The sequence below is a fragment of the Alphaproteobacteria bacterium genome (assembly GCA_040905865.1).
Lineage (GTDB): Bacteria > Pseudomonadota > Alphaproteobacteria > UBA8366.
Map to the genome: position 1 here is coordinate 62160 of JBBDQU010000073.1, position 13261 is coordinate 75420.

A 13261-nucleotide genomic window follows, 5' to 3' on the forward strand; every position below is an offset into this window, starting at 1 on the left:
GTTGAAGGCAAATCGGCAGCAGCGGGCGCGCGGCGACAGCTATTTGTCGGCCATTGGCGTTGCGCGATCTTCGCGGGATTCGTAGTCCAGCGTCCCGGTCCCCTGCACCGAACCCAATTGCCTTTCAAGCTCGTCGATCCGGACCTTCAGCGTTGTTACCTGATCCATCAGCCCGTCCATCGCACGGATTATCGGATCCGGCACGTCACCCAGGGGCGTGCCATATGGCGCAAAGGCATCCTGCTCCGTCGCCGCCGGACGCGCCAGGGCGCGCCCCGGTATGCCGACGACCGTTGCGCCGGCCGGCACGTTTTTCGTGACAACGGCGTTCGCGCCAATTCTGGCGCCTTTTCCCACTTTGATCGGTCCCAGGACATTCGCACCGGAGCCGACGATGACGCAGTCCTCAAGGGTCGGATGCCGTTTCAGGTTGCGCTGGCTGTCGGAATCCACCGACGGCGCGACGCCCCCAAGCGTCACGTCATGATACAGCGTCACGTCGTTGCCGATTTCGGCGGTTTCGCCGATAACGACACCCATCCCGTGATCGATGAAAAGCCGTTGGCCGATGCGGGCGCCCGGATGGATTTCAATACCGGTCAGGAACCGGCCGATATGGGACACCATCCGCGCCAGAATGCGCCATTCGCGCCGCCACAACCGGCTGGACAGACGATGCAGCATAACGGCATGGAAACCCGGATAGCAGGTCACGACCTCCAGCGCCGATCGGGCGGCCGGGTCGCGGGCCATGATCCCGCGGATTTCCTCGCGAATCGTTTTGAACATCGGCTTCCATGCTTATGCTATTAAGGGGCCGCTTTCGATTCACGAACCCGGTTGAAATTCAGGATATATGGCGCCATGTAGTACAGTCAAGAACAGTAGATTAAGTTTCCCTTTTTCGAACAAAGGCTTGTCTCACTATTACTTGATTTAATCGAAAAACAGGCTTAACAGCCCTTATCTGCGGCCCGGCGCCATTTGGAGAACACATGCCCGAAATTACCATAAACGGACCCGAAGGTCGCATCGAAGCCCGATATCTGGCCGCTAAAGTGCCGAATGCGCCAATCGCCCTGTTTCTGCATCCGCACCCGCTGCATGGCGGCACGATGAACAACAAGGTCGTCTATTCGCTTTATCAGACATTTCTGGCGCGGGGGTTTTCGTGCCTGCGGTTCAATTTCCGGGGGGTCGGCCGGTCGCAGGGAACGTTTTCCCGAGGTGAAGGAGAGATGTCCGATGCGGCGGCGGCGCTTGACTGGCTGCAGGCGAACAACCAGGATTCGCCGCAATGCTGGATCGCGGGATTTTCCTTCGGCGCCTGGATCGGCATGCAACTGCTGATGCGCCGGCCCGAAATTACCGGCTTTATCTCTGTCGCGCCGCCGGCGAACATGTATGACTTTTCGTTTCTGGCGCCCTGCCCCGCCTCCGGTCTGGTTGTCCAGGGCGACAAGGATGAGATCGTCCCCGCCGATTCCGTACAGAAGCTGATCGACAAACTGCGCCAGCAAAAGGGCGTAACCATCAGCCATGAAATCGTGCCGGGCGCGAACCATTTTTTCAACGGTCACATGGATGAACTGGTCGGGCATGTCGGCAGCTACATCGACACCGCCATGATGGAAAAAAGCCCGGCCGAGTGAATTACTTCAGGATAACCGTGGCGCGGCCATCGTGATCCTATTCCGGATTCGCGTGATCTATAGAAGCGCCGGGTCAAGGCGCCCGCCGGTCAGCGGCTTCGACACACCTGTCGTCGCCGGATAGGTCAGCGCCATACCGCGAAGCGACCGTACCGCCAGATAGGCAAAGGCCTGCGCTTCCAGCGCGTCGCCGTCCCATGACGCCGCTTCGACCGGTGCGACCGGCTGCTTCAGCGTCCTGGCCAGCAACTTCATAATATAGGGATTGTGGCGGCCGCCGCCGCAGACCAGCCACCGTCTGGCGGGCGACGGAAAATGCGCCGCCGCGCGCGCCACCGCATGCGCCGTGAACGCCGCCAGCGTGGCCGCCCCGTCCGCCGGGGAAAGCGCCGCGACCGGCGACGCGCTGAACGCATTGCGGTCCAGCGATTTCGGCGGTCGGCGGTCGAAATAAGGATTGTCCAGCAGGGCGGCCAGCGCCGCAGGGTCAATTACCCCCGATGCCGCCAGCCTGCCGTCGGCGTCCAGCGGTTCGCCGGTATGCGTCAGGCACCAGTCATCGACCATCGCATTCCCCGGCCCGGTATCGAAGGCGATCAGTTCCCCCGCCGGGCCGATCCACGTCACATTGGCGACGCCGCCGATATTGAGAATGGCGACCGGCCGCGCCTCATCGGCCGCCAGCGCCGCGTGATACACCGGCGCCAGCGGCGCCCCTTCCCCGCCGGCCGCAACATCGGCGGCGCGGAAATCCGAGACAACATCGATTTCACTGGCCACCGCCAGCAGCGCCCCGTCGCCGATCTGCCAGGTTATGCCCGCTTCGGGGCGATGCAGGATCGTCTGTCCGTGAAATCCGATGACCCGAACCTCATCGGGCGGAATTTTCAGTTGCTGCAGCAGCGCCTCGACCGCCGCCGCATGGGCCAGTGTCATCGCGCGTTCGATCGCATCCACGCCCGGCAACATTTCAGCAAGCGCCACGGTCCGGCGCAGCGCATCGCGCAGCGCCGGCTCGTAGGCGACGCTCAGCGTGCCGCGTGGCTCGACGACCCTGTCGCCATCGGTCCAGAGCAGGGCGGCGTCGATACCGTCCATTGAGGTCCCGCTCATCAGGCCGAGCGCCAGCACCGGCTGCTGTAAATCCATATCCGTCATATCCGCAGTATACACCGGTTTGTCGCCATCGTGCGATTGTGATACATGACCGCCGCGTAAACGGAACGGAAACATGACACAGTCGAAATCGGAATTCCTGCGGGCCGCCAGCGATCGCGGCTTCATTCACCAGTGCACGGACAGCGCGGCGCTGGACGCCCTTGCCGCGAAAGGGATCGTCACCGCCTATATCGGCTTCGACGCCACCGCCGATTCGCTGCATGCCGGCAGCCTGGTGCCGATCATGCTGCTGCGCCTGTTGCAACGCACAGGGCACCGGCCAGTCGTCCTGATGGGCGGCGGCACGACGAAAATTGGCGATCCGTCCGGCAAGGACACCCAGCGCCAACTGCTGACCGAAGACCAGATCGCCGCGAATATCGCCGGCATCCGCGGCGTCTTCGAAAAATTCCTGACCTTCGGCGACGGGCCGACCGACGCGATCATGGTCAATAATGCGGACTGGCTCGACCGCCTTTCCTATATCGACTTCCTGCGCGACTACGGCCGGCATTTTTCGGTGAACCGGATGCTGGGATTCGATTCGATCAAGCTGCGGCTGGAGCGCGAGCAGCCGCTTTCCTTTCTGGAATTCAATTACATGGTGCTGCAGTCCTACGACTTCCTGGAACTGGCCCGGCGCCACGATTGCCGGTTGCAGATGGGCGGTTCCGACCAGTGGGGCAATATCGTCAGTGGCGTCGATCTCGGCCGGCGGATAGACCAGACGGAATTGTTTGGGCTGACGACGCCCCTGCTGACGACCGCCAGCGGCGCCAAGATGGGCAAGACCGCGTCCGGCGCGATCTGGCTGAACGCGGACCGCCTGTCCGCCTATGATTACTGGCAGTACTGGCGCAACACCCATGACGACGATGTCGGCCGCTTCCTGCGCCTGTTCACCGACCTGCCGCTCGACGAAATCGCCCGGCTGGAATCGCTGGATGGCGCGGAACTGAACGACGCCAAGAAGACGCTCGCCAACGAAGCGACGGCGCTGTGCCACGGGAAACCTGCGGCACAGGCGGCTGCGGAAACCGCCCGCAGGACATTCGAGGAAGGCGCCATCGGCGGGGATTTGCCGCGGGTCGATATTCCACGGGGTGAAATCGAGGCAGGCATTCTCGCCTACGAACTTATGCAGCGCCTGTCCCTCGCCGCCAGCAACGGCGAAGCCCGCCGGCTGATCAGGGGCGGCGGCGCGCGGCTGAACGACACGCGGATCGCGGACGAAAAAGCGCTCGTCACGATGGCCGATATCAACGCCGAAGGGGTCATAAAACTGTCGGCGGGCCGCAAACGCCACGCCCTGGCCTGCCCCGTATAAAACAGATCGTGATCAATCGGCGCTGGACGGCACATCCTTGTCGGCAATCGGCTTGGCGTTGCCGCCGATAAGATTGCGCAGGAATCCCGGCGCCAGGGCCGAAAGCGGGTTTACCGAAACCTCCGGATTTTCGAGACTGCCCGATAGCGCATAATTGGCCGCGAACACGCCTTCGCTTTTTCCGCCGGTCAGGATATGTCCCAGGATCGGAATTTTTCCCAGCACCTGATTGATCGTGTAGGCGGGGACGATCGTGCCGTCGAGCCGAACCACATTCGAACCGGTGAAGATGACCCCCTCCGTCGTTATCCCGAGCGAGGAACCGAAGGCCCTTGTATCGCTCACCTCAAGGACGCCGCCGTAATAACGGAATTCGCCATTGAGGGCCACGAAGTCCAGCCCGGTCTGGTTCAACGCCGAAAAAATCCCCGTCAGCGACAGGACCTGGAGGATCCGGGCCAGCGCGGGAGCGTCGCTGACCTTGAACTCCCGAAGCGAAAAAACGCCCGCCATCGGCGCGCCCGGCGCCGTCTGTTTGCCAGTGATGCGCAGCTTGCCGCTACTGACCCGCCTGGTCCATCCCAGCGCCCGCAAGGCGTCACCGCCGTTATCTGTTGCGATGGTCATGCTACGGCCGGCGCCGTCCGGCCGGTACTGCATCGTCAGGCGGTCGCCACCGCCAATTGCGGAATCCACATCGACTTGCCGCCAGTCCGCGTCAGTGCCGTCGAGCACAGCCCGAACGTCCCGTAAAATCTGGCCGTCCCCCAGGTGGACTTCCGCGATATTGACGTCGATCCGCAGGGGTATCGCTTCGCCCGCCGCCCGCATATCCACCTCGTCGTCGGACTGCAAGAACGGTTCGACGTCCAGGCGTGGTCCGGACAGCGCGATATCGTAGCCGCCGCCGTCCCGGAAACCGATGCGGCCTGTCAGACTGTTACCGGCGAACTGCAGGTCGCGGAATTCCAGCAGTTTCAGCCCCCTGGCGTCGTCGGTCATTTCGGCGCGCGCATTCACACGCAAGTCGCCGGCGGAAATTTTCAACGTCTCGATCACCGTGTCGCCGCCGGGCGGGGTCACCGCGAACGCGGTCAGCATGGCAGGGATGCCGGGCGGTTTGCGCCAGTGGATGAAGGGGAACTCCAGCGACCCGCGTTTCAGGTCCGCCGTCACAATGACCTCGCGCCGGCCGTCGAACGGCATCGTCACCCGCACATCGGTCGGAACCTCCCCATCGAGGAACGTCAGCCCGGAGAATCCCAGCACGCGCCGGGCCTCGTTGCCCAGCAGTCCCGATACATTCACCTGGCGCTGGAACTCCCTTGTACCGCCGAAGTTTTCCCGCCAGTCGATCTTGACCGGAACGCCGGCAAAACTGGCGGTCCCCGCCGCCGTGATGCCCTGCCCGGTCACCTTCAGCTCCAGCGCGCCCTGCCGCATCGCCAGCCCCAGCGGCCCCCGGTTGATCGCCACATCGCGCAATGTCGCGCCGGCCGCGATGGCGATCTGTTCGACCTTGAGGTCATTCAGCAGCGGAAACTCAAGTACAATCCGCGCCGCCGTCGCGCCGGTAATGGCTTTTGCATCCAGGCCGATATTGCTGAGGAATTCCAGCGGCTTGCTGTCCAGCACGGTCAGTGCCGTCTGCAACGGGCCCCGAATCGTCCCGTCGATGGCGATTTTCGGATCGTAGCCGCTGATATCCGTTATAAGAACCCTGCCCGAATCCACCCGAAGGTCGCGCAGCGCACCGCCGCGGACGGCGACATCGAACTGGTCCGCGGTAAAGGTCATGTCGGCCCGGCCATTGGTGATTTTGGGCAACGGGTGATAATAGTCCACGGACAGGCCTTCGACGGTGATGCCGCCATGCAGCGACTCCACCGTGACGCCGATTTCGTTCGCGCCGTCTTCCGCCGGCTTTGAATACCGGGCCACGAGACTCAGGCTCGCATCGCTCACCTGGCCGTCGGTCAGGTTCAGCAGGACCCAGCGCCGCGCGCTCTCCGCCGCCGCCGGCGGCCAGTATTGCCGGATATCGTTCGTGGGCACCCCGGTCGCGCGCGCACCGTAGCGCAGGCTCCAGTCGGCGCCATGCTTCGTCGCGACGGCGTTCATCGCCAGGCTGCCCTGCGTCAGGTCGACGACCGCTTCGGATACCCTTATCTGGTCGCCGTCATCCGTAACTATGGCTTTCAGTCGGATTCCCGCCACCGCAACCGGGTCGGGCAGCAGTTTCGCCACCCGCACCGACCCGCCGCCCCCGGTCACGTCTATGGTCATCGTGTCGATGAATCCATCCACCGCGCCAGCCAGTTCCATGGTACCGCTGAACGCCAGATCGGCCTCCACCCATTCGGCGATTTCCGGTACTGCATCGGTCGCCATGGCGGTCGGCAGGTTTTCGAAGGAAACCCGCGCGGCATAACCGTACGCCTCCGAGTCCAGGCTGAGCATTCCGTTGAATTCGCTCGTTTCCGTGGCGACGTCGAACTGGACCGAGCGCAAGGTACCGTCCGCGGCAGCCCGCAGGTCCACAGTGCCATTCACCCGATAACGCGCCGCTGCCAGGCGTTGCACCGGCGGGATGTCGATCCCGGTCAGGAACGGCGCCGAATCGAGGTCTGAAAAATCGAGTCGGGCCAGGAATTCCGTTGTATCCCGCCGGAATTCCGCGATACCGGCAATGCGGCTGTTTTCGCCGTCCTGCGCCAGTTCGAGTACGAAATCCGCGCCGATCCCGGCGGTATTGCGAACCATGGTGATATCGGCGCTCGGCGCGTGCCAGACCCGGTTCAGCCTGTGATCCCGCAGCGTCAGATCCGCGTCGACGATCCCGACCCGCCGAAGGTATCCGAACGACCGCGTCAGGTCAGGCGTCGACAGCAGTTCCGTGACCAGCCCGGAAAGCACAGCGTCCTCGCCAGGCTGGTTTTCTCCTGCCGCGCCGCTGGCCAGGCTCGCGGCATAGTTGCCGTCGCTGTGGCGAACCACCGAAACTTCCGGCGCCTGAATTTCGATATAGGTCGGCGCGAGCAGTCCGCGCATCATGGCGCGGAGCGAAAACCCGAGCGAAACCTGCGGTAGCGTCGCAATGACCTTCCGCTCGAAATCCAGAACGCGCAGATTGGTGACCCGCACATCGACGGCGCGTTCCCATCCCGCCCATACAAGAACCGTATCGTCGATTTCCACGGCGACGGTACTGTCACGCAGCGAGAGCGCGTCTTCGATATAGGGGTTCAGAAATGTCACCGTGATAGGCCCGGTCGACAGCCACCACCAGCCGACCAGCGCAAGGATCATGGCGCCCGCTGCCAGGCCGGCCAGAAACTCCAGAAAAATGCGTGCGCCGCGACGGATCACGATGGGTGTCGTTTGCTCGGGTATGACATATAGTTACATCGCATAGTTCAATTCGCGCCTGCTAGAGCAAATCATGGCTGACCTGCACTGGCGCCCTTAAATGTGATCTCGCCCATGTCCGATCTCGTCTTCCCGTTCAATCCGCAGCAACTGCCCCGCGCCGGGCATCCCGACTGGACCGAAACAGGTATCGAACGGCTGCATGAAATTGCCGCCGGCGCACCGGAGGAAGCAGACTTCGTTGCAACCCTTTCCGCCAGCCCGGACGGCCGCCGACTGCTGCACGCGGTTTTCGGGAACAGCCCCTTCCTCGGCCATGCCTTTGAGAGGGAAACGCCGTTCATTCGCGACCTCCTCTGCCGGGGTCCGGACGCGGTTCTTGCGGCGCTGATCGGCCGGCTCGAGGCGGAAATCGGCGAAGACACCGGCGAAAGTCACGTCATGTCGGTCCTGCGGAAAATCCGGCAGCGGGTCGCGCTGCTGGTCGGGATTGCCGATATGGCCGGGATGTGGTCCGTCACCCGTGTCACACAGGCACTTTCCGAGTTCGCCGACAGCGCCATCCGGCTCGCTGTCGGCCATGCATTGCGCGTCGCGGCGGCCCGCGGCGGCATCGTCCTGGCGGACAGCACCGATCCGAACCGGCATTCGGGTTTCGTCGTGCTGGGCATGGGCAAGCTCGGGGCGCGGGAACTCAACTATTCCAGCGATATCGACCTTATCGTCCTGTTCGATCCGGAAAAGGTTTCCGCGCCCGACAAGGCCGCGCTGACACAGATCTTTGTCCGGGTGACCCGGAGCATCGTGAAACTGCTGAGCGAGCGCACGGCGGACGGCTATGTCTTCCGGACCGACCTCCGCCTGCGCCCGGACCCCTCCTCGACCCCGCTCGCGGTTTCGATGGACGCGGCGCTCGATTACTACGAGAGCATGGGACAGAACTGGGAACGCGCCGCCATGATCAAGGCGCGGCCGGTCGCGGGCGACGTCGATACGGGGCACGAGTTCCTGGACCGGCTTCGACCCTACATCTGGCGCAAGCACCTTGATTTCGCCGCCATTCAGGATATCCATTCCATCAAGCGCCAGATTACCGCGCAACGCGGCGGCGGCGAAATTGCCGTAAACGGCCATAATATCAAGCTGGGCCGCGGCGGAATCCGGGAGATCGAATTCTTTACCCAGACCCAGCAACTGATCTGGGGCGGGCGCGAACCCGAATTGCGGACTCCGGAAACCTGCCGGACCCTGCAGGGACTCGTAACGATCGGTCAGGTCACCCAGGATACCGCCGACGGCATGGTCAGGGCCTATGAATATCTGCGGCGGGTCGAGCACCGGCTGCAGATGATCAATGACGAACAGACCCAGACGCTGCCGAAGCCGGATGAGGATATCGAGGCCCTGGCAATTTTTCTCGGACACCGGGACGGCGCGGATTTTCGCGAAACGCTGGTGGAACACCTGCGCTTCGTCGAAAGCAATTATGCCGCCCTGTTCGAGGATTCGCCCGATCTCGGCGCCGGGGGCGCGCTGGTCTTTACCGGCGGGGAAGATCACCCGGAAACGGTGGAAACCCTCGAAAAAATGGGCTTCAACGACGGCAGCCGGGTTTCCGCCATCATCCGCGGCTGGCATCGCGGACGATACCGGGCGACACGGGCGGAACGGTCGCGGCAGTTGCTGACCGAACTGGTCCCCATGTTGCTGCAGGCCCTGGCGCGTACGTCGGAACCGGACACGGCGTTGATCCGCTTCGATGCCTACCTGCGCGCCCAGCCCGCCGGCGTCCAGTTGTTTTCGCTGTTTACGGCGAATCCGCCGCTACTGGACCTGGTTGCGGAAATTCTGGGCAATGCGCCGCAATTATCCGACTGGCTGGTGCGTAGTCCATCCTGCCTCGATGCCGTCCTGGGCACTGATTTCGTCGATGAGATCCCGACGACGGCACTGTTGCGGGCCGATCTGGAACGCGCGCTGGAACAGGCGAACGATATCGAGGATGTGCTGGAATTGACCCGGCGCTGGGCCTATGAGCACAAGTTTCAGGCGGGCGTGCAGATCCTGCGCGGCGTGACCGATGGCCGCCGCGCGGGCCCGACCCTGACCGCCATTGCCGATGTTTCCATCACCCTTTTATGGGACGCCATCGAGGCGGAATTCATCCGCCTGCATGGCCGCGTAGCGGGCGGTGGCACAGCGTTGATCGCCATGGGGAAATTCGGCGGCGGCGAGTTGGCGCATCGGTCTGACATCGACATGGTCATGGTTTATGACCATGAACCGGACGCCGGTGGTTCCGATGGCCCGAAGCCGCTGGTCCCCGGCCTGTATTTCACGCGGCTGGCGCAGCGGCTGATCGCGGGAATCACGGCTCGCACCAGCGAGGGACGGCTCTACGAGCTCGACATGCGGTTGCGCCCGTCCGGCAACAAGGGACCGATCGCATCGCGGCTGGACGGTTTCGCGCAATACCAGCGGGCAGATGCCTGGACCTGGGAACAGATGGCGTTGACCCGCGCCCGGGTGGTCACCGCCCCGGAACAGTTGCGCCAGTCCGTTGAGGGCATCATCCGCGAGTCGCTGACCCGCGAGCGCGACCCGGAAGCCCTGGCAAACGAAGTCGCCAGCATGCGTACGCGAATGGCGCAGGAGCACAAGGGACAGTCGATCTGGGACATCAAGCACCGCCGCGGCGGGCTGGTCGATATAGAATTCATCGCTCAATACCTGATGCTGCGCCACGCGTCGGAATACCCGGATACACTCAGCCCCAATACGGCGGACGCGCTGACGCGGCTGGTTTCGGCCGGGCTGCTCGACCCGGCGACCGGCGCGGATCTTCAGGATACACTTGCGCTATGGCAGCGGTTGCAGGGCGTGCTGCGACTTTCGGTGGAAGGGGCGTTCGATGGGGAAAACGTCACGGAGGGGCAGCGCAGCCTGCTGGTCACGGCGGGCGGCGCCACCGACTTCGATCTGCTGATCAAAAACATGGAGTTGGCCGCCACAACCGTCCGGGGTCATTTCGAACGCCTGGTCGGCCATGCATCTTGAAACACGACAGGATTGACTCATGAAACAGGAGACAGAAAACCATGCCGGATGCTGGTGACAAGGCGCCCGATTTCACATCGAAGACGGACGGCGGCGGCGAGATATCGCTGAAGGATTTCCGCGGCAAGCCCGTGATCCTGTATTTTTATCCGAAGGACAGCACGCCGGGCTGCACCCAGGAGGCCTGCGACTTTCGCGACGCCATGCCGGCCCTGACAAAATCCGGCGCGGCGGTTATCGGCGTGTCGAAGGACAGCGTCAAACGGCACGACAATTTCAAGGCAAAGCAGGCGCTCAACTTCCCGCTGGTTGCGGATGAATCCGGCGATATCTGCGAGGCCTATGGTGTCTGGGTAGAGAAGAAACTGTATGGCCGCGTCTATATGGGGATCGAGCGGGCGACCTTCCTGATCGACGGCAAGGGCACGATCCGCAGGGTCTGGCGCAAGGTGAAGGTCAAGGGCCATGTCGCCGAGGTCCAGACCGCCCTTGGCGACCTGTAACCCTTTGCAGGGCAAGATTTGGGGTGTCGCGTCGCACGCCGTCGCGTAAGATCACCGCCAACCGACAACAATGGATTTACTGGGGAGAATACAATGAAACTGCTGCGTTACGGACCGGCCGGATCGGAGAAGCCCGGCATGCTGGACAGCGACGGCGCCATCCGCGACCTGTCGGGCGTGATCGGCGATGTCGCCGGCGATGTGCTGCTGCCGGACTCGTTGGAAAAATTGAAGGCACTGGACCCCGCCTCGCTGCCCAGGGTCAGCGGCACGCCGCGCATGGGCCCCTGTGTCGGAAATATCGGCAAGTTCATCTGCATCGGGCTGAATTATTCCGACCATGCGGCGGAAACCGGCGGTGAGGTCCCGCCGGAACCGATCATGTTCATGAAGGCGAACAGTGCGATTTCCGGCCCGCATGACGACGTTATCATTCCGCGCGGCTCCGAACAGACAGACTGGGAAGTCGAACTGGCCTTCGTGATCGGCAAGCCGGGCAAGTATATCGACACGGCCAATGCGCTGGACCATGTCGCCGGATACTGCATCGTCAATGACGTATCGGAACGCGATTTCCAGATCCGCCGCCAGGGCCAGTGGACCAAGGGCAAGAGCTGCGACACGTTCGGCCCCGTCGGCCCCTGGCTGGTCACCAGGGACGAAGTCGCCGACCCGCAGGCGCTGGCGCTGTGGACCGAGGTAAACGGTCACCGCTACCAGAACGGCAATACGAACACCATGGTGTATGGCGTTGTCTACCTGGTCAATTACCTCAGCCAGTTCATGACCCTGAACAGCGGCGACGTGATCGCGACCGGCACGCCGCCGGGCGTCGGCATGGGCCAGAAGCCGCGCGTCTTCCTGAAGCCGGGCGACGTCATGCGGCTCGGCATCGACGGGCTGGGCGAACAACGGCAGACGCTGGTCGCCGACCGCTGATCCCGCAATCGGCTCGGCCTGTGGCGATGGGCGATATCTCCCTCACACAGGCTGCCTGCCGCATTTTGCAGACCGCCTCGCCCGTCGAGAAATCGGCGCGCAGCCGCGACACCGCGGCGGCATGGCGCAATGGCGGCATTGTCGAAATCGGCAAAGTTCCGCCACCGGAGCGGCCGGCGCGGCCCGGCCGTCCTGTCCTGAAACATCCGTCGGAAATGCCGCGTCGCCGGGGTACGGCCGGCAGGGTCGCCCTGCTGCACGCCATCGCCCATATCGAACTGAATGCGATCGATCTGGCCTGGGACATGATTGCCCGCTTCGCCAATCCCGACCTGCCGCGGTCATTTTACGACGACTGGGTGATGGTCGGCGACGAGGAAGCGAAGCACTTCACCCTGCTGAGCGGCCGTCTCACCGACATGGGAGCCGCCTACGGCGACCTGCCGGCGCATGACGGGCTGTGGCAATCGGCACAGGAAACCGCGCATGACGTGCTGGCCCGACTGGCGGTGGCGCCGCTGGTGCTGGAAGCACGCGGCCTGGACGTGACACCGGTCATGATTGAAAAACTGGACAAGGCCGGCGATACCGAAAGCGCCCGCATTCTTCGCATCATCCTGGCGGACGAGATAGGCCATGTCGCTGCCGGACAGCGCTGGTTCGACCATATCGCCGCCGCGCGGGGCCTCGACCCTGCGCCGGCATTCCAGGCGCTGGTCCGCCGGTATTACCGTGGCGCCGTCAGGCCGCCCTTCAACCGGGCGGGCCGCGATGCCGCCGGTTTCAATGCCGACTGGTATGAACCCCTCGCCCTGCCGTAACCGCCGGACTGAGCCTACTGCGCGGACTTGTCGGCGCGTTTCGTTCCGGCGCGGGCGGCAAGCGCCGCTTCGAGAAAAAGATCAAGATCGCCATCCAAAACGCTCTGGGCATTACTTGTTTCGGCATCGGTTCGCAAATCCTTTACCATCTGGTACGGATGCAGCACATAGGACCGTATCTGGTGGCCCCAGCCGATATCCGACTTCGCATCATGCTCTGCGCGGGCTGCCGCCTCGCGGCGGGTCAGTTCCCGTTCATAGAGGCGCGCCTTCAGCATGTTCATGGCGCTGGCCCTGTTCTTGTGCTGCGAGCGGTCCTGCTGACATTGCACGACAACGCCGGTCGGTTCATGCGTGATCCGCACGGCGCTGTCCGTCCGGTTGACGTGCTGGCCGCCGGCGCCCGAGGCGCGGTAGGTATCGATGCGCAGGTCC

General features: G+C 63.4%; 10 protein-coding genes. 6 read left to right on the forward strand and 4 right to left on the reverse strand.

The window, feature by feature from the left end; genetic code table 11:
* Positions 1–39: 39 nt before the first annotated feature.
* The gene (gene cysE / locus WD767_16545) at positions 40–789 is read right to left on the reverse strand and encodes a serine O-acetyltransferase (GenBank protein MEX2617700.1); all 750 of its coding nucleotides are present in this window, start codon (positions 787–789) and stop codon (positions 40–42) included.
* A gap of 206 nt (positions 790–995) precedes the next feature.
* On the opposite strand from cysE, the gene WD767_16550 reads away from it, so the two are divergent.
* Positions 996–1652 (forward strand): alpha/beta hydrolase, encoded by a 657-nt coding sequence (locus WD767_16550; protein ID MEX2617701.1) that lies wholly within the window; start codon positions 996–998, stop codon positions 1650–1652.
* 57 nt (positions 1653–1709) lie between these two features.
* Here WD767_16550 and WD767_16555 read toward each other — a convergent pair whose 3' ends face one another.
* A complete protein-coding gene (locus WD767_16555; protein ID MEX2617702.1) occupies positions 1710–2801 on the reverse strand; it encodes an anhydro-N-acetylmuramic acid kinase in 1092 nt (363 codons plus the stop codon).
* An 82-nt stretch (positions 2802–2883) separates the two neighbouring features.
* On the opposite strand from WD767_16555, the gene tyrS reads away from it, so the two are divergent.
* Positions 2884–4137, forward strand: coding sequence for a tyrosine--tRNA ligase (tyrS, locus tag WD767_16560; protein ID MEX2617703.1), 1254 nt, complete (start codon positions 2884–2886; stop codon positions 4135–4137).
* A gap of 12 nt (positions 4138–4149) precedes the next feature.
* Here the strand turns inward: tyrS and WD767_16565 are convergent, their stop codons facing one another.
* On the reverse strand, positions 4150–7506 hold the full coding sequence (locus WD767_16565) for an AsmA-like C-terminal domain-containing protein (GenBank protein MEX2617704.1): 3357 nt from the start codon (positions 7504–7506) through the stop codon (positions 4150–4152).
* A 114-nt stretch (positions 7507–7620) separates the two neighbouring features.
* Between WD767_16565 and WD767_16570 the strand changes: the two genes are divergently transcribed.
* The 4 genes from WD767_16570 to WD767_16585 all read left to right on the forward strand — a co-directional run bounded on the left by WD767_16570 (position 7621) and on the right by WD767_16585 (position 12826).
* Complete coding sequence (locus tag WD767_16570) at positions 7621–10563, forward strand: bifunctional [glutamine synthetase] adenylyltransferase/[glutamine synthetase]-adenylyl-L-tyrosine phosphorylase (GenBank protein MEX2617705.1); 2943 nt, start codon at positions 7621–7623, stop codon at positions 10561–10563.
* Positions 10564–10604: 41 nt separating this feature from the next.
* Positions 10605–11066, forward strand: a complete 462-nt coding sequence (gene bcp / locus WD767_16575) for a thioredoxin-dependent thiol peroxidase (protein MEX2617706.1) — start codon at positions 10605–10607, stop codon at positions 11064–11066.
* A gap of 93 nt (positions 11067–11159) precedes the next feature.
* Positions 11160–12005, forward strand: a complete 846-nt coding sequence (locus WD767_16580; GenBank protein ID MEX2617707.1) for a fumarylacetoacetate hydrolase family protein — start codon at positions 11160–11162, stop codon at positions 12003–12005.
* Positions 12006–12031: 26 nt separating this feature from the next.
* A complete protein-coding gene (locus WD767_16585) occupies positions 12032–12826 on the forward strand; it encodes a ferritin-like domain-containing protein (GenBank protein MEX2617708.1) in 795 nt (264 codons plus the stop codon).
* Between the two features lie 14 nt (positions 12827–12840).
* Here the strand turns inward: WD767_16585 and WD767_16590 are convergent.
* A partial coding sequence (locus WD767_16590) for a peptide chain release factor-like protein (GenBank protein MEX2617709.1) occupies positions 12841–13261 on the reverse strand: 421 nt, incomplete at its 5' end.